We start from the raw sequence: 22,867 nt of genomic DNA on the forward strand, positions 1-22,867 counted from the left end.
GTTTCACGAAAGATTCACAAACGCGCTTTCATCTGGATGTCATGCAGCGCTGCTAGCGCGGCGCGCTGACCACCGTTCTATCCAGACTCTCGGACACCTGCACCGGATAGGCCAGCGGCAGGCTGGCAACAAACTGGTCGATCTGGTTGGCGTCGAAGCTGGTCGTGATCCGGATGTCCATGACGCGCTCGCCGTCCAGTTCGATCTTCTTCAGGCGGTAGCGGTTGATGTCGTCGATGACGTCGACCAATCGAGCGCCATCGTAGACGAAGCGGCCTTTGATCCAGGCAAGTTCTGCCTCGATGTCCGCACGCCCCTGCGAAACGATATGGCCTCTGAGATCCGCCGTCGCCTGCTCGCCGGCGATGAGCGCCACTGGCGTGCTCGCGGCGTCTGCAGCTCCTGTTACGAGGACTTTGCCTTTTGTCACAGCAACTCGCACGTCGCGCGATCCGTAGCGTATGCCGAACGCCGTTCCCACCACATGCACTTGCGTATCCGCCGCGGTCACCGTCATGGGCCGATCTGCATTGCGCACCACGTCGAAGAACACGCTTCCCTTCAGCAACTCGATACTGCGTCTGTCCTTCGTGAACGCGACTTTGATTTCCGAGGAGCCTGCCAACGTCAAAACGCTGCCGTCCTCGAGTGGCACCGTCTTTGTCTGCGCGATCGCTGATGCAAATAGTTGCGGCTCCGAAGGCGCGGGATAGAACCGGAGCATCGAAAGAACGAGCGCGACGCTTGCGGCGAAGGCAGCGCCTATGGCGATACGTCGTGTGGTGAAAAGCGGCGCTGAGCGGGAACTACGCACGGCTGCATCGGAGCGCTCTGAATCGTTGACCCAGTTCTCGATCTGATCCGACTGCCCGATGAGCGACCACACCGTGTGCGCCCGCTCGAACGCCGAACGATGGGCCGGCGAGGCCTGCAGCCATTGCTCGAATTCCGCGCGCGCCTCATCGCTGAGCTCGCTCGCCTGGATGCGCCCGAGCCATTCGCGAGCCTCGCGATGCGAGGTGTCCTCGTCATGACGTGTTTCCGAAATCATCGATCCACTCCCTGGTCTGACTTGTCGCCGCGTTCGATCGGGTCGACGGCGTCTGCCAGAATCTCGAGCGCGCGATTGAGCTGGCGGCAGATGTCTGCCTCGCTCCATCCGCACGCCTGCGAGATGTAGGCGTAGGTCTCGCCCTTGAGCCGGGTCCGCACCACGATCTCGCGTTGCTTGACCGTCAGCTTCGCCATGGCCTGATCGAGCGCTCTCAACTGTTGTCTTCCCTGATAGATCCTTTCGGGGTCGAGTTCTTCCAGCTCCGCCTCGGCATCGCCCAGTTGTTCGGAGGTGTATTTGCGGGCGTGGCGGACCCGATGAATGCTCTTGAGGCCGATGTTGACGGCGATCTTCGCCAGGAACGCCCGCGGGTTCTCGATGTGGTCGATGTTGTCCAGCTCGCTGAACTTCTGAAATGCGCCCTGCACCAGGTCTTCGGGCTCCGGCGGCCCACTGCCGAACATCCGGCGCAGCAAGCCGCACAGATCTCGCCGATGGCTTCGGTACAGATCGTCGATGAATCGTTTGCGCCAGTCGGTCGCGTGGCGGTCGGGCGCTCGATCGGGCTTGCGGCCGAACAACGGCCGCACAATATTGTTTGTGTGTTGTCGCTCCGACATCCCCGTCGATCCTGATTCGAGGCAGCTGCCGAACCGGGCGCGAGCCCGATTCACCCGGCGGAGGCGGCATTATCACGATTTACAGCCGACATCCAAGCCCGCGCGCCGGCTGGCTTGGGCAGATGTGCACAAGATTTTTGTCGGAACCCTGAAAGAAGTGCGCCTCTTAGGGATCTTGATCTAGGGAGACTCTCGCCTCACGCAATCAGCCTCGGGGTTGAGTCCTGTAATGCCTCGATAGCGTGCAAGGACTGTGCAGTGGTGCCGAAGCCTGGGTTCTGCAAGATGGCCAGCGCGGGAGTGAATGAAATGTCCGCCAGGCTGCCCACCACGCCATAGCGGTACGCAAAGTCTCCTCCCATAGCCTCCGAATCGCTGCCGGAGAGATGCTGTGCAAGTAGTGCGTTGGTCAAAGACCAGCTGGTCAGCGACGGGTCAGCCGTACGTGCCGCATCGAACGCCGCCACCAAGCCGTCGAAGTCGAAGCTCTCGATCCTCCCATTCCTGGTCGGATCGGCGGACCCTGCATCGTAATCGCTCGTGCCTTCGATGATCATCTGGAGCGTGCCCACGCTACGATTGCTCTCGCTGGCATAGTAGCCCGCAAGCGTGATCTGATCGGTCGCACCGATCCTAAGAACGAGGTCGTCGCCGTTCTTCGTGAAGAGCAGATCGGCGTAGAGCGCTCCACCGCCGATGGAGATGGTGTTGTCGCGCGTCGTGCTGGCAGCGATGGTGTCCTGACCATCCCCCTTGTTGAAGAGAATGATGTCCGCGCCGCCGTCCGTTGTGATTGTGTCGTTGCCAGCGCCTCCGATGAACAGCTCGTTGCCAAGCCCGCCCGTCAAGGTATCGGTGCCGCTGCCGCCGTTGAACAGCGTGTTGCCTTCGCCACCCACCAGGATGTCGTTGCCAGCTGCGCCTTCGAGAATATCGGCGCCGCCAAGACCGGTGAGCATGTTATTTCCGCTGTTGCCGCGCAACAGATTCGCCAGATCATTGCCGTTTCCAGCAATGTGAGACGAGCCACTGAGGAATAGGATCTCGATGTTCTCTGCAAGCGTCCTAGCAAGAGACGAGGTCATCGAATCGATGCCCTCGTCGGCCAGCTCGATGATCGTATCGTTGGCATTATCGACGGTGTACGAATCGTTTCCGGTGCCGCCCGTCATGGCGTCCGCACCGGATCCGCCGTTCAAGACATCGTCGCCGGCACCTCCAGTCAGCTCGTTCGCACCGCTATTACCGATCAACGTATTGTCCAGATCGTTGCCGGTCCCGCTGATTGCCCTCGAGCCGGTAAGCGTCAAGTTCTCGAGGTGACTGCCGAGCGTATACGCGATCGAAGATTGCACCAGGTCGATGCCCTCCTCCGCACCTTCGATGACTTGGTCAGCGGCGTTGTCGACGATGTACGTGTCATCGCCCATGCCTCCCTGCATTGAATCGGCGCCACCCGCGCCATTCAACGTATCGTTGCCGAGTGCTCCCAGGAGAACATTCGCGCCGGAGTTTCCGGTCAGCACGTTGTCCAGCCCGTTGCCGGTGGCGGAGAGACTGCTCGAACCCATGAGGGTCAGATTCTCGACGTGCTCGCCGAGCGAGTAGCTGATTGTCGCCTGGATGAGGTCGATACCCGCATCCTCGTGCTCGATGATCGTGTCAACCAGATTGTCGATTGCGTAAGTGTCATTACCGAGCCCGCCCGAGAGCACGTTGATCCCGCCGTTACCGGTGAGCACGTTCCCAAGGTCATTGCCGGTGGCGTCGAGATTCGCGTTGCCCATCAACGTAAGATTCTCGATGTTGTCGCCTAGTGCATATGTCAGCCAAGCCTGCACCGTATCGGTGCCGCCATTCGTGCTCTCGACGACGACGTCGCCTGCGTCGTCCACAACGTAGGTATCGTTGCCGCCTGCGCCGAACATCGTGTCGGCGCCCGCGCCCCCGTTCAACGTGTTCGCACCGTTGTTGCCCGTCAACGTGTTACTCAACTCATTGCCGGTGGCACTGATCGAGCTGGAACCGATCAAGGTGAGGTTCTCGACATTGCTGCCCAACGTGTAGCTTGCCGAGGCTTGCACCAGATCGATGCCTTCATCGGCAATCTCGGTCACCACATCGGACGCCGTGTTCACGACATAAATGTCGTTGCCGCTGCTGCCGATGAGTTGATCCGTGCCGGTCCCCCCATCGAGGACGTCGTCGCCTGCGCCACCGATCAAAGTGTTGGCCCCGGAGTTGCCCACGAGATGATTGTCGAGCTCGTTCCCCGTGCCATTGAGGGCGCCGGCGCCCGTCAGAGTCAGGTTCTCGACATTGTTTCCGAGTGAGTACGACAACGAGGATTGCACAGTGTCCGTACCGGCCTCGGCAAGTTCAATGACCAGGTCGCCAGCGTTCTGGATGACATAGGTGTCGTCGCCAGCGCCGCCGATCAGCGTGTTGATTCCGCTGTTGCCAGTGAGAACGTTGGCCAATTCGTTGCCCGTCGCGTCGATGTCGGCAGTGCCTGTGAGCATCAGGTTCTCGATGTCCGCACCCAAGACATACGAGAACGAAACCTGCACGGTATCGATACCCGCTGCCGCATTCTCGACCACGATGTCTCCGACGTCATCCAGGATATAGGTGTCGTTGCCCATGCCGCCGACCATCGAGTCTGCACCCGCCCGCCCGTCCAGGACGTTCGCGCCGTTGTTACCGATCAGCGTATTGGCAGCCGCGTTTCCTGTTGCATTGATCGAAGAGGAACCAGTTAACGTGAGGTTTTCCACATTCTGCGCGAGCGCATGGGTTACGGAGGACTGAACTGTATCGAGTCCTTCGTCCACACCTTCGGTCACGGCATCGCCTGCATTGTCGAGCACGTACACGTCGTCGCCGAGTCCCCCGCTCATGCTGTCTGCGCCAGCGCCGCCGTTCAAGGTATCGTTCCCCGCGCCGCCGACGAGCACGTTCGCGGCACTGTTGCCGGTGAGTACGTTCGCCAGTTCATTGCCAGTGCCGTCGACGGCTGCACTCCCCGTCAGAGTCAACGTCTCGACGTTGCTGCCCAACGTAAAGCTCACACTGGATTGCACCACATCGATGCCGTCATCCACCTCCTCGACGACGACATCCATCGTATCGGTAATAATGTATGTGTCGTTGCCGCCGCGGCCTGCAAGCAAGTTCGCGCCACTGTTGCCAGTGAGTGTGTTCGCCAGATCGTTTCCTGTGCCGTCGATATCCGCACTGCCGGTGAGAATCACGTGCTCAACATTCGCCGCCAGTACGAACGAGACCGACGATCGCACCGTATCGGTGCCAGCAGATGCCGCTTCGACGACGAGATCGTCTGCGTGGTCAACGATGTATGTATCGTTGCCCCCACCGCCGGACAGCACGTCGGCCCCTGCACCACCGTCCAGCACATTGGCGCCGTTGTTGCCGGTAATGGAGTTGTTCAACTCATTGCCGGTGCCGTTGATGGAGCTGGAGCTGGCAAGGATCAGATTCTCGACATTGCTGCTCAGTCTGTGGCTCACGGTGGACTGCACGGTGTCCACGCCTTGGTCAACATTCTCCGTGACCGCGTCGCCGACATTGTCCACGAAGTACGTATCGTCGCCGGAACCACCGACCAGAACGTCCGCTCCGGCACCGCCATTCAATGAATCGGCGCCGTCGCCGCCATAAAGATTATTGATCCCCGAGTTGCCGATCAGAACGTTGTTCAAAGCGTTGCCAGTACCGTGGGCTGCAGCGCTGCCGGTCAGTGTTAGATTCTCCACGTGATCGGCCAAGGCATAAGTGACGGCAGACTGTACGGTGTCAGTTCCTTCTTCCACCAGTTCAACGACAAGGTCGTTCACATCGTCCACGATGAACGTGTCGTTGCCGCCGCCACCGATCATCACGTCGGCGCCGGCACTGCCGTTCAGCGTGTTTGCCGCTGAGTTGCCTGTAAGTGTATTCGCGCCTGAGTTGCCGGTGCCATTGATGGCGTTGGATCCTGTGAGCGTCAGATTCTCCACATGGTTGGCGAGCGTGTAGGTTACGCTCGATTCCACAGTGTCCACGCCTTGACCGACAAGCTCGTTCACGGTGTCGTTCGTTTGGGCGACGATATACAGGTCATCGCCCTGGCCGCCGTACATCTGATCCGAGCCGCCGCCACCGTTCAGGACATCGTTACCCTCGCCACCGGTGAGGATGTTGGCGCCACTATTACCCAGCAACATATTGTTGAGCGCGTTACCCGTGCCGCTGAGGCTCCCGCTACCTGTCAACGTGAGATTCTCCACGTTGTCTGCTAGGGTGTAATTCACGGAGGCTTCAACCGTGTCGATACCCTCTCCGAAATGCTCAACGACAGCATCCGTGGCGTTGTTCACACGATAGAGATCGTTTCCTGCGCCTCCTGAAAGCACGTTGACGCCGGTGTTGCCCGTCAACACATTGTCTAACGCGTTGCCGATAGCGTCGATGTTCGCAGTGCCGGTGAGCATCAGGTTCTCGACGGTGTCAGTCAGACCATAAGTAATCGACGACTGAACGGTGTCGACGCCTTCGTCGGTGTTCTCGACGACAACGTCGGCCGTACTTTCGACCACGTATGTGTCGTTGCCGGCGCCGCCTCGCATGACATCGTTGCCCGCGCCACCATTGAGTACGTTGTTCGCAGCGTTGCCAGTGATGAGATTTTCCAGTGCGTTGCCCGTGCCATTGATGGCTCCCGAGCCCGTCAACACCAAGTTCTCAATGTTCTCCGACAAGGTGAACGTTGCAGAGGACTGCACGAGGTCGATTCCCTCGTCGACCGCTTCGGTGATGGTCTCGGTCGTCAGGTTGACGATGTAGATATCGTCTCCCAGGCCGCCGGCGAACGTGTCGCGTCCGCCACCTCCGTCCAAGACATCGTTTCCCGCATCACCGCGTAGCTGGTTATCGCTGTCATTGCCGATAAGAACATTATCGAGCGCATTACCGATCGCCGTAGCGGCCGCAAAGCCGACCAGCGTCAGATTCTCCACGTTGGCGGAGAGCGTATAGGAAACGCTGGACCGCACGGAGTCGACACCTTCGCCCTCGGCCTCGACGATTGCATCCCCAGTGCTGTCGACCAGGTACAGATCGTCACCGTCTGCTCCGGCCATCTGATCGCTGCTCGCCCCACCGTCGATGACGTTGTTGCCGCTATTGCCAGTGATCTGATTGTTGCGGGTGTTGCCCGTGCCCTGGAGGTCATCGCTGCCCGAGAGGACGAGATGCTCCAGCGCACTGTCCAACGTGTACGAAACACTAGATCGAACGGTGTCGGTGCCCTCACCGGACAGCTCCACGATCACATCCAGGACGGAATCGATGACGTACGTGTCGTTTCCCTCGCCGCCGATCAATCGGTCGTTTCCGGCGCCGCCGTCGAGCAGGTTGGCCCCGTCATTGCCGACGATCAGGTTGCCGAGTGCATTGCCGGTGCCGTCGATACTCTCCGTACCGGTCAAGAGCAGACTCTCAATGTGTTCGCTCAGAGCATAGGTGGCTGAGGAGCGGACAGTATCGTTACCCTCACCGGCATCCTCCACGATCACGTCGCCGGTATTCTGAACCTCGTAGGTATCATCACCTGCGCCACCGGCGAGCAGATTGTTTGCGCTGTTTCCGATCAGCAGGTTGTTTCCGGCGTTGCCGGTAGCGCTCAACTCAGCGGTTCCCAGCAGAGTCAGGTTCTCTAGCGTGGCACCGAGAGTGTAAGAAACATAAGACTGAACCGTGTCCGTTCCGGCGTTCTCGGCTTCAACCACGAGATCGTCGCTGCGGTCGATCACATATGTATCGTTGCCCACTCCTCCGGCTAGCGTGTTGGCGCCGGTGTTACCAATGATCACATTATCCGCATCGTTGCCGGTGCCATTGATGTCGGCGCCGCCCACCAACGTCAGATTCTCCAGGCCCGCCGAGAGCACGAAGCTCACGCTCGCCTGGACCGTGTCGATACCTTGGTCAGCCGCCTCGATGACAACGTCCAGTGCGTGGTCGACGACGTACGTATCATGGCCTCTGCCGCCGCTCAATGTATCGGCACCCGCGCCGCCATCCAGCCTGTTGGAAGAGTCGTTACCAACAATCACGTTAGCGAGTGCGTTGCCCGTGCCATGGGACGCATAACCCAGCAGCGTGAGGTTTTCTACATGGTCGCCCAAGGCAAACGACGCCTGCGATTGCACCAGGTCGATACCGCCTCCTGCATCCTCGATGACGGTTTCTGTCGTTTCGGAAACGAAGTAAATATCGTCCCCGGTTCCGCCGATTAGAATATCCGCTCCGCCACGGCCATCGAGCACGTCGTTGCCAGCCAACCCAGTCAGCGTGTTCACCTGCGCATTGCCGACTATGACATTGGCAAGCGCGTTGCCTGTGCCATCGAGCGCGTCGCCCGTCAGCGTCAAATCCTCCAACGCGCTGCCGAGCGTATAGCTGATCGATGAGGACACACGATCCGTCCCTTCATCCGTCAGTTCCGTCACGACATCCCCGGCTGCATCGACAATGTACGTGTCGTTGCCTGTACCGCCGGTCATCGAATCTGAGCCCCAGCCACCATCCAGCAGGTCATTACCACCGCCGCCAACCAGTGAGTTCGACCAGAAATTGCCGATGAGGTCATTGGCTTCGTCGGTTCCGATCAGAGTCGCGGCTAGCAGGTTGCTCTCGATCGTGAGGTTCTCCACGTTTGCGAAGGACGCCAGATTGATGATCGATCCCGAGCCAACGGCCACCGTGAGGATCACGGTGTCGCGTCCCTCACCCGCGAGCTCTACTAGGCTGTCGCCTGCACCGAGCCGGTACGTATCATTGCCCTGGCCGCCGGTCAGAACATTGGCAGCAGAGTTGCTGGCACCCTCCAGGCGGTTGTTGCCTGAGTTTCCGGTACCGTTGATTGCCCCTGAGCCCGTGAGCTCGAGATGTTCCAGGCCCTCCGCCAACACATAGCTCACGGAGCTCTGGACCACATCGGCGTCGCTGTTGCCGACGACCACATCGCCCACATTATCGACGACGAATCGAACGTCTCGAACGGGCGCCCCTTGCGCAGCGCTGTAAGCCCCGATCATCACATCAGCGCCGAGGCCGCCATCGATGAGGAAACCCTCTCCGAAGTTGGTCGCCGACGAGGCGTCGATGACATTGTCCAGGTCGTTGCCCGTAACCGACCGATACTCCACGTAGTAAAAGTAGTTGCGGTTATCTTTGAGAACCAAGCTTTCCACGTGAGCCGGCATGATCGCCACATACGAGTGAGCAATGATCGTATCGTAGCCCTCGCCGGCAGCTTCGATCACGATGTCATTGAAGTTATCGGTGAGCGACCCATGCCAATCCACCCGATACACGTCATCACCTGCGCCGCCGATCAGCGTGTCGGCAGCCGCGTCCGCCGAGAGGTAGCTGCCGGATAGAAAGTTATCGCCGGCGTTGCCGACGATGGTGTTCTGATTTTCGTTGCCGATACCGTTGATATCGAGTATGCCGGTCAATGTCAGATTTTCGATGAAGTAGTTGCCCAGCTGATAGCTGACCGAGCTGTGCAGGGTGTCGAGACCGCCGGCCATGGTTTCATTAACGACGCCGTCGCTGGGATGATCGACTGTGTACTCATCGTTCCCGGTGGTTCCCGTCGCGACATTTGACACACCTCGTACATCGATGAGATGCGCGTCGATGTCACTGCTCGTCCAGATGGTCCCATCTGCAAAGACGATCTCGCTGATCGGGCGCGTCGCGCCGCCGAAGAAATTCATGAGCCAGAGCTGTTCCTGCCCCCCGTCCAGCATCACAACGACGCTGTCCGACGTTGACGCAGACCAGGGCGATGCGATGCTTGTGCGGCTGGAAGTCCTGTAGAGCGTGACATCGGCCGGTGTGATGCCTGCATCGAGCACGATTCTGTTGGTACCCGATACGTCGGTGATCTGGTCGACACCTTGGCCGCGGCCGAAACGATAGGTGTCGTCACCCGCCTGACCATTGATCAAGTCGTGGCCGGCGCCTCCTGCGATATCGTCGTTACCGCCGCCACCATTAAGCTCATCGACACCGCCATAGCCACGAATCACGTCGTCGCGATCGAAGCCGGTGATCCAATCGTCTCGTTCCGAGCCGAGCACGGCCACTTGGTACAGATACTCGCGATCCCAAATGGTGCCATCGGCGAACCGCACCTGATCGAGAATCTCATGGCCGAATTGCGTCGAGAAACCGTTTCGCACAGTGATTTCTTGAAAGTAACGCGAAGCCTGTGTCGACAACGACAGCACCAGATCGACACCAGCCGAGTCATGCACAGCGCTGACGCGGACATCCTCCGGCCGAATACCCGCGCCGAATCGAATGACATCGATCGATTCAGCTGCGGAGTCACGCTCACCGAGGATCACGTCCATGTTGGGCTGGTCGAAGTCGGCCGCCTCAAAAACATAGGTATCGCTCCCGCCGCCACCCACCAGCCTATCGCTGCCGCTTCCGCCCTCCAGCACGTCCTCGCCGTTGCTTCCACGCAATATGTCATCGCCGTCCAGACCATGGATGCTATGAATGTCGGGGGTCGCTGCCGTCAACGTATCGTCACCGTTCGTTCCAATCAGCTCGACCGGCACGGGCACACGAACATTCACTTCGGTCGTGGTCGACAGGCCCGCCTGATCCGTCACGGTGATGGCAATTCGACTAATGCCTCCATGAGCGTCGGAGGGTGTGCCGGAAAATGTGAGCGTGGCAGGATCGAAGGTGAGCCAGGCGGGCAGCGCGCTGCCATCTGCAAGACTTGCCGAGTAGGTGAGCTGATCGCCTGGGTTCGGGTCAGCGAACGCACCGCTCGGGATCGTGAACGAGAACGACTCATCGGGTGGCGCCAGTTGATCTGCGATCGGCAGCGCGAGCCGAGGGCGATGGTTGCCGGGTAACTGGGCATCCACATCGAGCGGCGACCATACGGTGCCGTCGGCGAATTCGATCCGCTCGATATTGCGCCCTTCAGCCGCGTGCCAGCCGACGATACGGATGCTGTCGTCGGCGGCAATATCTCCAACCTGAAGTATGAGATCTTCGCCCTCCTGCAGAACCAGTACATCCGCAGGCGCAATCCCCGCGGCGAAGCGCAGCACATCGCGCGAGCCGGACTCCTCGTAGATGACATCCTGGCCGTCGCCGACGGCATAGATATAGGTGTCGTCGCCGCTACCGCCAAAGAGGCTGTCATCGCCCAGCCCCCCGCTCAGTTCGTCGGCTCCCTCCATGGCGGATACGACGTCGTCACCATCGCCCGCGTTGATGAAATCGTTCGCCGCTGTACCCGAAAGAATCTCCGATAGTTCCGTGCCGGAGTAATGACGCGGCAGATCCACGGCTTGAGCTGCGAAACTGGTGAGCGTGCCAGCATTGTCCCTGAATACACCCAGATAGCTATATCGCTGCGACTCATACCAATTGTGCAGCACTAGCGCCTGCGTGCCTGGAGCGAGCCCGTACGCGGCCCCATCCGCAACGGTCACCAATGCGCCGCGAGAGCGAAGGTCGGCGATGTTGATCCAGCTGGGTTGCGTGCCTGAATAGGTGAGAACCAAATCCTGATTGAACGCGAGCAGGCCGATATCCGCTGCGCGAACACCAGCGCCAAGGCGCACTGCGTTGAAATTTGGATCAGTCTCAGGATTGCCCAGAATCCTTGGCCGGTAGAGCGCAGCGATGGCGGCCGTGCTGGAGTCGTACGTTCCCCCTCCACCCAAGTCGAGGGCGGCGGCCGCATGTAGAGTCGCCAGCGTCAGGGTGATCGACTGGCCTGCCGTATTGACGATCATGACATCGCCGTTCGCCAGTGCCGTCAGCCACGTATCCGCGGACGGATCGAGTTGGGCGATGATGGTGTTCTCGCCTTCGTTATCGATGATGACAGCACCGTCGCTGACGACGAATGTATCGTTACCCGCATCGCCGAAGAGCGTGTCCCCCAGCCCGCCGATCAATACGTCGTCGCCATCTCCGCCTTGCAGTTGGTCCTCGCCGTCGCCGCCGTCGAGAACGTCGTTGCCTGCGTCTCCGAACAGCAGATCGTTGCCAGCGCCACCGATGAGCGTGTCATCGCCGCCCCAGCCCTGCAGCTCATCATCTCCGTCACCGCCATCCAACAGGTCATTCAGCTGCAGTGCCAATGGCGTGTCGTTGAAATCTCCCACCAGGAAGTCGTTGCCGCTGCCGCCGATGAGTGTATCGGCGCCTCCGCCGCCGTACAGTATGTCATCGCCCGCGCCGCCATCGAGGTAGTCTGCTCCCTGCAGCGCAGGCGTGCTCCCTTGATCCCCGTACAGCTGATCGTTGTCATCGCCGCCGAGCAACGTATCGGAGCCGCCGTTGCCCATGAGAATGTCATCGCCACTACCCCCGTCGAGATAGTCATCGCCATGCGCGGCCGCGCCGACACCGCTGGATTCACCATACAACGCGTCGTTTCCTGACCCGCCGATCAGAGTGTCCGCGCCGCCCTCACCAAACAGCGTGTCATTGCCCTCTCCACCGATCAGATAATCAGCGCCGGCCAGTTCATCGACTTCATCGCCCACCAAATAATCATCGCCGGTGCCGCCATCCAGCAGGTCAGAACCGGCGCCGCCGCGCAAATTGTCCGCCCCGCCTTCTCCGTACAGACGATCGTCGCCATGCAATGCCAACGGCGTCCTGCCATGATTGGAGAACATTCCTTGCGCATCGATTGGGATTTCCCACGTGTCTCCCTGCAAGGTATCGTCGCCCTCGCCACCCATGAGCACATCGTCGCCACCACCGCCGAGCAGGTGATCGTTGCCATCGCCGCCGTCGAGGAAATCGTTGCCGGGCGCGACGACATCTTCCACGAGGTACGCCGACGGGCTGAATCCGACCGCGAGGACGCCCGGGAAATAAGTCATGAAATTGCCGGTTTGACGGCTGTCGCCGCTCAGCACGTCGTTGCCGGCCCCGCCCAGTAGCGTGTCGTTGCCCGCGCCGCCGTAGAGCTCGTCGTTGCCCGTGCCGCCATCGAGCAATGCATCGCCGGCGCCGGCGATGATGATGTCGTTGCCTGACTCGCCATACAGTCGGTCGCGGTTGGAGTGCCCGGGAGCGTTCACCCAGCTCACATCATCGTAGCTCGCGGCACTCGAGGCGAATGGGCTGTCCACCAGAAAATCGTTCCCATCCCCGCCATAGGACTGGTCGTCGCCGCCGTGCGTCTCGAGATAGTCATCGCCACCTCCGCCGAGCAGAACATCGTTGTCGTTGCCGTAGAGGACGGGCAGCTGAAAGAGATTGACTCCGTCGATGAGCGCATCTCGATAGTCGCTGCCAATGATGTAACTGTCCCCGAGCCCCGCCTCCACCGTCAGATAGTCGTCACCTTCCTCCGGCGCACCGAACGTCATGTCGATGACTTCGGATAGATATAAATCCGGGGACGTGGGCACGTCATAGACGTTCCAGCTGCGGAAGTGACTTGCCCCGGTGATGCCCCCATACAGGCTGCCGTATCGCCCTGTCGCCGTGCCGCCGCCGGGCTGTGTCGCATCGATCAAGTAGATCGTGTCGGCGACCGTGCTGGAGGTTTCCTCGACCGCGTCGAAATCGACGATCAAGCTCGCTTGCGCGCTCGATTGCGCGGCGAGACTTCGCGAGGCCTGATCGTCCAGCACAGCAGCGTTGAGAGTGACCGCAATGTCGGCGTTTGCGTTACCTCGTGAGAGCAGTGAGAACGTCAGCGAACGCTGGCCAGCCTCCAGCGCGACATCGACAAAGCCATTGCTGAGGGACAGCGTCGCTCCGTTGACGAGGATCGCCAGCGCGTCCCCAAGCTGATCGACGGACAGCCGAATCAACTGGCCCGCCAGCGCCGGCAGGCTGAGTGCAAGCGTTACGGCGCGCGCCTGCCCTTCTTGCAACGTAGTGCTCGAGGTGTGCGGCACGAAGTCTGCGTCCGCAAACGGATTGGGTGGGGCATCGGGCAGCAACTGCATCTGCAAGCTCTCCGCGAAGGAAAGCCCCAGATCGCCTTGATGGAAATTCTCGATCGTGATGCGACCTCCCGGTCCAACGGCGGGTCCTTCGATCCAAAGCGTGCCGCCCCCCACCAGGTCGCCGTCGACCAGAATGAAGTCGAACGTTTGATCGCCAACCGTCAGGCGCCAGGCTGGCCGATGGGGAAAGATAGGATGCTCGAAGGCCTGAGCTGTCTCGGCCGTCAACACCAGGCCCGCTACCTGAATGCGCCCCAGCCCATCCGAATCGCGAATCCTGTCGTGTCCCTCGCTGATAAGGGCGGGCGGCGCTGAGACTCCGGCGAATACATAAAGGTCATCGCCCGTACTGCCATCGAGTATGTCATCGCCCTTTCCGCCGATGAGTATGTCATCGCCCGCACCGGCGATTAACCTGTCATGCCCACCTTCGCCGATGAGCAAGTCATTGCTGGCAATCTGATGGTTCTGTTGGAAGAGTCGCGAATCCAGCAGACCCGCATGGTCGGCAACGATGCTCCGCGCATGATTGGACCGGCCTGGATCCAGGAAAATGCGCGATGTGTCGATCGCATCGAAAACGCTGGCATCCACGCCATACTCGCTTGCCACATCGTCGAGGAAGCGCTCGCGAGCGATTTCCAGCTCAGCGGCGAAATCGCGCACCGTCGGCGGCTCCATATCGGGAGTGTCCGGCGCGCCGTTGTAGGCTTCGAACGCAGCGTCCAGATCCGCCTGAGCATCGTCAATGCGGTCGCCGAACTGCGTCTCGACGCTCTGAATTCGGGCACGATGCAGCTGAAGCATCTGGAAAACCTGACAAGCCTCATCCCTCGAAAGCTCGTCGTCGTAAAGACCGAACAAGGTGGCTTCTTCGAAGCGCCGCTTGGCAACCCCGCCATCCCACCCCGCATTGCTCCCGTAGCGGATCTGATACCAGGCTTCGGCCCGATTGCCAGATTGAATGGCGTCAATCAGGCCCTTTCCGATCAGGCCAGGTGCGTTGTAGGCTAGCGAAAACAGGACCGCGCGCTCGCGAGAATCTGCTATCGTGAGCCCGCGTTTTTTGAGCAACGGCTCGTAGATCTCTTCTGCGATCTCGGCGAAAACCTCCTTGACCTCGGCCTCGTTGGCGAAGGCGAAGCCTGGGCGCTTGACACCTGGAACTCTATCGTCGTTGAACCGCTCCTGCATGATAGAGTTCAATGCGCTGTTCAGCGCAGCGTCATTGTCATAGTCGCCATTGATGGCCGCTTTGATGCGCTCCGCATACTCACGCTCGATTCGATTGGTGCTGAACGAATCGATTCCGAACTTCTGCATGATGCGCTCGGAGTGGACGAGCAGATTGAATCCGATCCCGATGGTTGGAATTTTCTTCGTATCGAGATAGGGCGCGAGATGAGGATTGCCACTCTCCTCGACTTGTCTGACGAAGTAATAGCGAAGCTGTGTGTAGACCGCAGAATCTAATCCCTGAACCTGAAGTGTCATGTCACTTCCTCTGCTGGCGATCGTTCTTGTACTGAAGCGTGCAGCGCTCCGTCGCGCCGATGGGCGCACCGGGTCCCAATCTCGGCCGAGTCAACTCTGAAACCACGAACACGCGATGAATGTGCTTTCGGGCTGGGGCGTACCGGACCAAGAAGAGTTCGTCATCGAAAACCCAAATGTCGCCCACCGAGTCGTTGGCCAAAGAACTCAGAAGCTCCGGTGCAGTGCTCTCTGCTGGAATAAACATCAATCGCGGTTGGTCCTGGCCGGCTTCGCTCGGATCGCCTGCATGCTCCAGGCGATACACTAGCTGCACGCCCCCGCGTAGTTCCTGACCAAGACCACGGAGGTCGGCCCTGCTAAGGCGCAAGACACCGTCCCGCGCCAGCTTCTGCAGGCGAGCCTCCTCCATTTGCCATGTCTGGTCGCGATAACGCGGTGGGAGCCTGGCCAAGAACGTCTGCTTGACCAACTCGGGATTGCTTTGAGGATCGAGCGGCATCCAGTTCGGCTCGCTTACGCTAGCGCTCTCATGGACCTTCCTGCGATCGTACTGAGCCGGCTCTCCACAGAACCGGTTCAAGTTCTCTAGCGCCGCCATGCAGACTGGGGACTTGCTACTAAAGACATACTCTCCGAGGGGTTTCAGCAGCACGTAACATTCACCGGGCTTGGCCGCGTAGGCGGGCAGAGGCTTATCGGCATACTCTGGAGGCCAGCCGGCGGCCATCAATGATGATGCCCACGCGTATACAGACGACGCGAGCAATGCTCGCCACAGGTTAGCTCTCATGTGCGATCTCATTACCTTTCCATTCCCGCCTCTGCCGCCACGCGCTGCACCGGCGACAGCAAATACTCGAGGACAGTTCTCTCGCCTTGCACTATCTCAGCGGAAACCTGCATGCCGGCTGCAATCGGCAGACTGGGATGCATTTCGAGACGCTGAGTATCGAGTTCGATGAGTGCCTTGAACGCAAGCTCCTGTCCGTCAGCTGCGAGCGCAGACTCGCCGCGATTGCCCGGGCCCGATGAATCGGCGCTGACCGTCTTCACTGTGCCTTCGAGGAACCCGTACTTCTGAAATTGGTACGCCGCCAGTTTCAATCTCACCGGCTGATCCACGGCAACGAAACCCACGTCCTTGTTCTCGATCATCACTTCGGCGAGCAGCGGCTCGTCCTTGGGCACCAAGGTGACAATGACCGTGCCCGGCTCCACCACGGCACCCACTGTCGTCGTTGCCAAGTCCTTGACGACTCCGGCCTGCGGCGCACGCAGCTCGAGCAGGCCACTCTGGAAAGTGAGCTTCGATTCCTGCTGCTTCAGGCTGTTAAGCCGAGCGACAATCTCCAGGCGTTCTTGATTGAGATCGCTCGAATACGTACTTTCAATCTGCGCGATGCGTTTGTCGTGCGCGGAGATCGCCGCCTTGAGGGATGAGACTGTCGCGCGCTGCGCCTCAAGATCCCGCTCCTTCTCTACCGCCTCACGCGATTTCTCTTCTGCTTGTAGGGCGCTGACCAGACTCTGACGGGCGAGCTTTTCAAACGCGAGCGCCGTGCGCTGGTAACTCGGCAGTGTCGACTCAATTTTCTGCAGCAGTTCCTGCGCCGCGTTCAGTTCCATCTTCGAACGTTCCCGCGCTGCCGACTCCTGCGCGACGGAGTCAAGCAGGCTCTGCTGATGACTCACACGCTGCGCTTCGACTTGTGCGAACAATGTCGCATCGTCACCGGCCCTAGTCTGCATCGGCTCGCCTGCCAGCTGGGCCTCGATCCGGCGCAGTTGTAGTTCCTGAAGCGCAATCTCACGAGTGACGGCAGAGCTCTCCGCCGCGTTTACCGTGGCATCGAGACGTACAAGCACCTCGCCCTGCTCTACGGTCTGACCCTGTTCGACCAGGATTTCACGGATGATGCCGGCTTCGGCTGGTTGGACGACCTTCACATAGGTCTGCGGTACCAGCCGTCCCTGCGCCACAGCTACGATGTCGAGCCGAGCCAGTACGGCCCACAGCAGCAGCGCCACGAACAGTGCGCTCAAGCAGCGGAGGATGATTCTGGAGCTGGAGGTTGGTTCGCCCGCTTCGATCTCGAATAGAGCCGATGCGATTCGGATCGGTGCAGGCAAATTTGCCGGTTCGGAGCTACTCGTCGTGGACACTTGCGCCCTCCTGCGCCTCCGGGCGAGCGACCGGAACGACGCTCAGCCGCTCTCCGATGCGGACGATCTGATCGGGTTGCAGCGTCTTCGGCAAGGCGTGCGCGATGAACAGAATGGTGACCTTGCCTTTGAGCGCGTTGATCGTGCGCCCGATCTGCTCCGCAGTGTGCTGATCGAGACTGCTGGTGGCCTCATCGAAGATGAGAATCTTGGGTCCCTTGAGCAGCGCTCGCGCGATGGCGAGCCGCTGGCGTTGTCCGCCCGAGAGCCCGGCGCCGCGCTCACCTATTTCCGTCTGGTAGCCGTTCGGAAGCGATTCGATCACACTGTGGATCTCCGCCATCCGACAAGCGGCCACCACCTGCTCGAAGGAAGCAAACGGATTGGCCATGCGCAAGTTGTCGAGAATGGTGCCAGAGAACAGAGTGGTTTCCTGGGGCACAACGCCAAAATGACTCCTGAGCTCGTTGGCCGAGAAGTGGCGTATGTCGACGTTGTCGATGCGGATCGACCCGCTGGTCGGCTGATAGAAACCTTGCAGAAGCTTGGCGAGCGTGCTCTTGCCCGCCCCCGACGGCCCCATGACGACCGCGAGCTGTCCGGGTGCAAGACTGACGCAGAAGCCGTGATAGAGGAGCGGGAGATTCTCTGAATAGCGAAATGCCAAGCCCTCGATGTGGACAGCGCCTTTACCAGCTTGCGTGCGACTCTGCGACAAAGAATAGGGCTCGACCGGTGCATTCATGACGTCGCCCAGTCGGACTACGGCAACCTTCGCCTGCTGGAATTGCTGCCACAGCCCGACCAGCCGCAGCATGGGCTGGGATAGCCGAGAGGCGAACATTTGAAAAGCGACCAGCATTCCGACTGTAAAGGCGACTTCGTTCATCACCAGCCAAGCGCCGCACACCAGGACGAGCAGTGACATGATCTGTTCGAGTCCGTTCGATAGCACGCCGTAGGAATTGCCCAGTTGCCGAGTGCGAAACGACGCTTGCAAGAACGCGGCGAGCAGATCGCGATAGCGCCGATTCAGTTGAGGCTCCAGCTGCAAGGACTTCACTGTCTCCACGCCCGCGACGTATTCAGTCACGAACGCCTGACTGGCCGCGCCGCGCAAGAACTGCTCGTTCAAGCGCTGCTGGAATAGAGGTGCCACCAACAAACTCGCCGCAACGATCAGCGCAAGGATTGCCATCACGATCAGGGTCAGCATGACGCTGTACCAGAACATGATGGCGACGAAGATCAGCAGAAAAGGCAGATCGAGCACCAGTGTTACGGCGGCCGAACTCACAAATTCCCGAATGGTCTCGACCCCCTGCAATCTCGCCGCGACTACGCCCGTGGGGCGGTGCTGAAAATACAGCGGTGGTAGTTTGAACAAGTGCTCGAAGACAGTACTGCCCAGAACGGCGTCGACGCGGTTGCCGGTATGCAGAATCAGGTACTGGCGCACCCAGGTCAGTATCGTCGTGAACACGACGAATACTCCCATGCCGACAGTGAGCGCGATGAGCGTGCTCTGCGTCCGATGGACAACGACCTTGTCGATGATAGCTTGGGTGAATAGCGGAAACGCCAGAGCGATCAGCTGGAGCACCAGCGACGCGAGCAGCACATCGCGCCAGATCGGGCGATGCTTGAGGAGTTCGGGAACGAACCAGGAGAAACCGAAAGTTCGCTTCTGTGTGGCGGCCGAATCGGGATCGATGACCGTCGGAGGCGCGGCGCTCACAAGAAGTGCAAGCCCAGTTAGCTTGGGTTGCAGGTCTGCCAGCCTCTGACGTTGTAGCGTCTTGTGTCCGAACCGCGAGAAGGTGACATCCGCCCCATCCACTTGTAGAAGCACGAGCCACTCGCATTCGAGCGCCTGCTCATCGCCCGAAGTCAAATTGGCGGCTTGAACGATCAGCGGCCATCGTTGGCTGCCGCTCGATGCGTGAACCTCAGTGAGCTCGACCTCCAGGCCTAGCCGACCCGCGATACGGGAGAGATCCCCGATCGTCATTGGCGGAATGCACTCGCGAGCGACGGACTGAGAATCAATCGGCCTCTGATGTAGCGTGCAGAAGGTCGACAGCAGCCATAAGGCGTGCGCCGGCTGCACCTGCTCGCTTTGCTTAGATTTCGAACGCATCCTAGGGACTAGCGTGCGTCGATCTTCGTGGCAACAACGAGCCGACTCGTGGACAGCCCTCGTGGTGGTTTCCTGAAATCGCTGCTACATGGACCGTTCGTCACTTCCCCAACTCTCCCTTGATTCACGTTTCCGCACTCCCTCGCTTCGCGGTCCGCCCTTTAGAGGGCTTATGTGCTGTGGTTTGTGATTGCGATTATGTCATTACATTGCCGTTCAAGGTTTGAAGCTGTCAACGGTGAAATGGGATTTGAATGCCAAATCAGGATTTCCCCGAAGCAAGTTGGGAAGTGCTCGCGGCGACGCTAAAAAGAGTGGAGCTACCCCATAGGAAGCGTCTCAAGTTGCGCGAAGCGCGGTCGTCACCGGCAGGCGAGCTGCCTTCACGGCCGGTAGCAAGCCACCCACGACGCCCATGCCGAGGGCCCATGCAATGCCGAGCCCGGCAATCGGCGCGGTGACGGCGAGTTGAAAGCTGAAACCAAACGGACTTGCGGTGAACCCGTTGAAGAACAGCCAGGCGAGGCCCACACCGATCAAGGCGCCAGGCAATGACAGGAGAATGGCTTCGGCCAAGATGGATGTGACGATCGGTCCCGGCGTGAATCCCAGGGCGCACAACGTCGCCAACTCACGGCGGCGGCTATCGACGATGGCGTAGAGCGAGTTTGCAGCGCCGATCGTCGCCGCCACGCCCATGATGGCGCCGATGAACCAGGTGACGAAGTTGAGCATGCCGTTGAAGTGTTTCATGCTCTGCTCCGCGACTTCCGCTTCACGCCTGGCTTCGACTCGAAGCGTCGGATTCGCTTTGAGGGCATCAGTGATCTGGGCAAACGTGCCTGGAGACTCGAGCAACACCATGACCTGGTTGTATGTGTTGATGCGAAACGCCGAAAGAACGGTGTCGGCATCTGCGAAGGCAACACACATGCCCTCGCGGTCGCCCAGATTGAAGTTCCCCACGACTACCCACTCGGTGCCTCGCATCACTCGCTTCTCGCCCACCGCGAAGTCTGGAAACTGATGAGCGCATCGGTTGCTGGCGATGAGCTCATGAAGCCCTGATTGAAACATGCGCCCTGACGTGAGACGCAACTCCGGTCGAACGCCCGCGTGTCCGCTAGTCACACCGATCATCGAAAAGCCCATGGGACGGCCCGTGACCTTGTTGCGGGCCTGCATGAAGACCATGGCTTGTGCCGCGGCCACCGCGCTGCCATCTGGGTTGCGACGGATCCCCGGCAAGTCATAGATCAACGGCAGACCGTCCTTTGCGATGCTGCTCTGTACCGCGCTCGCGGCGCCCGTGCTCATCAGAATGATTCGATCGGAACGCACATTCCGCATTCCTCCCGGCTCGACCCGGCGCCCATGGCCAACATCGACACCAGTACCCCGACGGCGCACGCAACGCCGATCACAATCGTGAACACCAGTCCGAGGCGCTGGGGCGCGGCGCGTAGATTCATGCTCAGCAATGCCGAAAACTGTCGTGTGAGGTTCATGAGCTAGCGACCCGCCAATGCGTCGACAACTGCGAGTTTCGATGCCCGGAAGGCAGGCACGGAGGCGCTGATCAAGGCAACCAGCACCGCTCCAATCACGCCCACAACAATCACGATCGTCGGCATCGACAGTCCGGGCACGAACTTCGCGGCATAGGGAAACACGACCGTCGCAAGCGCCAGACCCATGATTGCGCCGGCGATGCATGCCGTTATGGCTTCGCCGACCAGCAAGAGGAACACGGTGCCGTTCGAGAAGCCCAACGCCTTGAGAACCGCCAACTCCGCGGTTCGCTCTCGAGTCGTTTGCATCATCATGGTGGCGAGTGAGAACAGCAGCGCCACGAGCACTGCGCTCACAATCGACCGGATCGCAAAGTCGAGATCGCCGATCGACTGCATCTCCTGTTGTGCCAGTTCCTTGAACGACGCCGTTCTCGTCTCGTTGGGCGAGTTCGCGAAGGCGCTGTCGATCGCATCGGCCAGCGGCGCCGCCTGCTTTGGATCTGCGGCGACGGCGTAGTAGTTACGCACCGTACCCTTGTTGAGCGCGCGTGCCTCATCGAGATAAGCATAGTTTGCTACGATGTAGCTGCCCTGGCTCATCTCGCGCGCACTGAACGTCCCCACGATGTCGAACACCCAGGCGCCGGAGCCGTCGGTCTGCAACGTGGCCGACGTAAGTGGGATCCGATCTCCCAGACGCCATCCGTACTTCTTGGCGATGTCGGCGTTGATCAGGACGCCGGTTCGTGTTCTTCGCAGCGCTTGGAGGTCCTTCGGACTGACCTGGAACACCTCAGGGATCAAGCTCAACCACACGTCATCGCTGCTGTCGATCGCCAACACGTAAACGTGCTGTGTAGGCTTCTGGTAGGTTCCGAGGAAGCCGTCGGCGAACGCCACCGTCTTCACGCCGCGAACCGCCTTGAGACGCTCGATATCCGCTCGCCGCAGCGGCGCACCGCCAAAAGCAGCCGGCGCCACGAAGAGCACATCGGCTCGCGCTCCCTCGATGGCCTCCTCCACGCCCGTTTTCATGCCCTGCAGGACGCCGAACAAGGCGAAGGCCACGATCACCTGCATGAGCGTGAGAATCGTTCGTCCAGGTTTGCGCCATATACCTGACCAAATCAGCGGCAGGAACTTCATGCAGCGGTCCTGGTGCAGCCTATTCCGGCATTGACGCATGCAAGGGCCGAAAAGGTTGCACGAGGCGTGATCGGCGGGCGAACCACCAATCTATGCGGTCAGGTCATTCGGTCGTTTTCAGTGGCGCTGCGCCACCAAGTGACAGTTCCCGGCGAATCCTTCGCCATGAGCCCGCGCCGAAGCGCATCGGCCTCACCAGGTGAGGCCTGAGACTGTTTCGATGCTCCCAAAGGTGTCGCAATTGCCCGAACCGTTGATGGAGATCGGTGTTGCGCCCGCACGGGCCGCGAGCAAGATCGCATAGAGCTTCTTGTCATGCTCGGTGGTGAGAGGCATCACGAAGTCCCAGGACAGATTCGTCTGGCACCCCGGCACGGTGGACTTCGTCTTGTCGGTCTTGATGAACACCATCTCACCATAGGCTTTGTTGCTGGCGATTCTGATCACTGTGGCATCAAGTATGTCGCCGGCATATAACGGCGGCGCGAGCATCGTCAGCGTAAGGCTCGCGATGAACGCTCTTCTGATCCGACGCACGCGCATTGTAGATTCCATTCTGTCCTCGTTGTGTACCTTGCCGATGTGTCCAACTTCGCTTCTACCACTAGCGTTTAGCCTGCATGGGCATGGGAGCGCCAGTGAATGGAACTGACCTGGGGATACCGCCGGCGCCCGCGCTGCCTGTCATTCTTGATAACTCGCTGAAG

Annotated in this window: 12 protein-coding genes and 3 pseudogenes; 3 read left to right on the forward strand and 12 right to left on the reverse strand. The window is 60.0% G+C overall.

Annotation, left to right across the window (positions count from 1 at the left end):
• Positions 1-52 precede the first annotated feature (52 nt).
• From JM946_RS13350 to JM946_RS31620, 4 genes and pseudogenes are all read right to left on the reverse strand, one after another.
• Positions 53-1,051: a FecR family protein gene (locus tag JM946_RS13350; protein WP_203167770.1), complete on the reverse strand. Its 999-nt coding sequence runs from the start codon at positions 1,049-1,051 to the stop codon at positions 53-55.
• A complete protein-coding gene (locus JM946_RS13355; RefSeq protein WP_203167771.1) occupies positions 1,048-1,674 on the reverse strand; it encodes an RNA polymerase sigma factor in 627 nt (208 codons plus the stop codon). Before JM946_RS13355 ends, JM946_RS13350 begins: the two co-directional genes overlap by 4 nt.
• Before the next feature lie 197 nt (positions 1,675-1,871).
• Entirely contained in the window at positions 1,872-11,681 is a 9,810-nt protein-coding gene (locus tag JM946_RS30325; RefSeq protein WP_269141006.1) for a calcium-binding protein, read from the reverse strand.
• 24 nt (positions 11,682-11,705) lie between these two features.
• Positions 11,706-12,506 (reverse strand): annotated as a pseudogene (locus JM946_RS31620) (calcium-binding protein); the annotation flags it as partial.
• Between JM946_RS31620 and JM946_RS30345 the strand changes: the two are divergent.
• The gene (locus JM946_RS30345; protein ID WP_230979722.1) at positions 12,414-12,680 is read left to right on the forward strand and encodes a hypothetical protein; all 267 of its coding nucleotides are present in this window, start codon (positions 12,414-12,416) and stop codon (positions 12,678-12,680) included. The pseudogene JM946_RS31620 and the gene JM946_RS30345 overlap by 93 nt on opposite strands.
• A 3-nt stretch (positions 12,681-12,683) precedes the next feature.
• On the opposite strand, the pseudogene JM946_RS31625 reads toward JM946_RS30345, so the two are convergent.
• Positions 12,684-13,700, reverse strand: a pseudogene (locus JM946_RS31625) (calcium-binding protein); the annotation flags it as partial.
• On the opposite strand from JM946_RS31625, the gene JM946_RS13480 reads away from it, so the two are divergent.
• Entirely contained in the window at positions 13,641-14,015 is a 375-nt protein-coding gene (locus tag JM946_RS13480; RefSeq protein ID WP_218042846.1) for a hypothetical protein, read from the forward strand. The pseudogene JM946_RS31625 and the gene JM946_RS13480 overlap by 60 nt on opposite strands.
• Positions 14,016-14,081: 66 nt before the next feature.
• Here JM946_RS13480 and JM946_RS31630 read toward each other — a convergent pair.
• A pseudogene (locus tag JM946_RS31630) lies at positions 14,082-14,144 on the reverse strand (hypothetical protein); the annotation flags it as partial.
• Between JM946_RS31630 and JM946_RS30350 the strand changes: the two are divergent.
• Positions 14,121-14,714, forward strand: coding sequence for a hypothetical protein (locus JM946_RS30350; protein ID WP_230979723.1), 594 nt, complete (start codon positions 14,121-14,123; stop codon positions 14,712-14,714). The pseudogene JM946_RS31630 and the gene JM946_RS30350 sit on opposite strands and share 24 nt — an antisense overlap.
• Before the next feature lie 481 nt (positions 14,715-15,195).
• On the opposite strand, the gene JM946_RS30005 is transcribed toward JM946_RS30350, so the two are convergent.
• From JM946_RS30005 to JM946_RS13515, 6 genes are all read right to left on the reverse strand, one after another.
• Complete coding sequence (locus tag JM946_RS30005) at positions 15,196-15,696, reverse strand: hypothetical protein (protein ID WP_218042796.1); 501 nt, start codon at positions 15,694-15,696, stop codon at positions 15,196-15,198.
• 302 nt (positions 15,697-15,998) lie between these two features.
• Complete coding sequence (locus JM946_RS13495) at positions 15,999-17,360, reverse strand: HlyD family type I secretion periplasmic adaptor subunit (protein WP_203167773.1); 1,362 nt, start codon at positions 17,358-17,360, stop codon at positions 15,999-16,001.
• On the reverse strand, positions 17,344-19,500 hold the full coding sequence (locus JM946_RS13500) for a peptidase domain-containing ABC transporter (protein WP_407700522.1): 2,157 nt from the start codon (positions 19,498-19,500) through the stop codon (positions 17,344-17,346). Before JM946_RS13500 ends, JM946_RS13495 begins: the two co-directional genes overlap by 17 nt.
• A 339-nt stretch (positions 19,501-19,839) precedes the next feature.
• Positions 19,840-20,841 carry an ABC transporter permease gene (locus tag JM946_RS31255; RefSeq protein WP_203167775.1) on the reverse strand — a complete coding sequence of 334 codons (1,002 nt, stop codon included), beginning with the start codon at positions 20,839-20,841 and terminating at the stop codon, positions 19,840-19,842.
• A 170-nt stretch (positions 20,842-21,011) separates the two neighbouring features.
• Positions 21,012-22,160 (reverse strand): ABC transporter permease, encoded by a 1,149-nt coding sequence (locus JM946_RS13510; RefSeq protein WP_203167776.1) that lies wholly within the window; start codon positions 22,158-22,160, stop codon positions 21,012-21,014.
• 192 nt (positions 22,161-22,352) lie between these two features.
• Positions 22,353-22,703: a hypothetical protein gene (locus tag JM946_RS13515; RefSeq protein WP_203167777.1), complete on the reverse strand. Its 351-nt coding sequence runs from the start codon at positions 22,701-22,703 to the stop codon at positions 22,353-22,355.
• Positions 22,704-22,867 lie beyond the last annotated feature (164 nt).

Source organism: Steroidobacter gossypii (assembly GCF_016801985.1).
GTDB lineage: Bacteria > Pseudomonadota > Gammaproteobacteria > Steroidobacterales > Steroidobacteraceae > Steroidobacter > Steroidobacter gossypii.

Bases quoted from the DNA above. Each gene is read 5' to 3' on its own strand.
- JM946_RS13350 (WP_203167770.1), bottom strand. From the start codon at position 1,051: ATGATTTCGGAAACACGTCATGACGAGGACACCTCGCATCGCGAGGCT.
- JM946_RS13355 (WP_203167771.1), bottom strand. From the start codon at position 1,674: ATGTCGGAGCGACAACACACAAACAATATTGTGCGGCCGTTGTTCGGC.
- JM946_RS30350 (WP_230979723.1), top strand. From the start codon at position 14,121: ATGCCCACCTTCGCCGATGAGCAAGTCATTGCTGGCAATCTGATGGTT.
- JM946_RS30005 (WP_218042796.1), bottom strand. From the start codon at position 15,696: ATGCCGCTCGATCCTCAAAGCAATCCCGAGTTGGTCAAGCAGACGTTC.
- JM946_RS13500 (WP_407700522.1), bottom strand. From the start codon at position 19,500: ATGCGTTCGAAATCTAAGCAAAGCGAGCAGGTGCAGCCGGCGCACGCC.
- JM946_RS13510 (WP_203167776.1), bottom strand. From the start codon at position 22,160: ATGAAGTTCCTGCCGCTGATTTGGTCAGGTATATGGCGCAAACCTGGA.
- JM946_RS13515 (WP_203167777.1), bottom strand. From the start codon at position 22,703: ATGCGCGTGCGTCGGATCAGAAGAGCGTTCATCGCGAGCCTTACGCTG.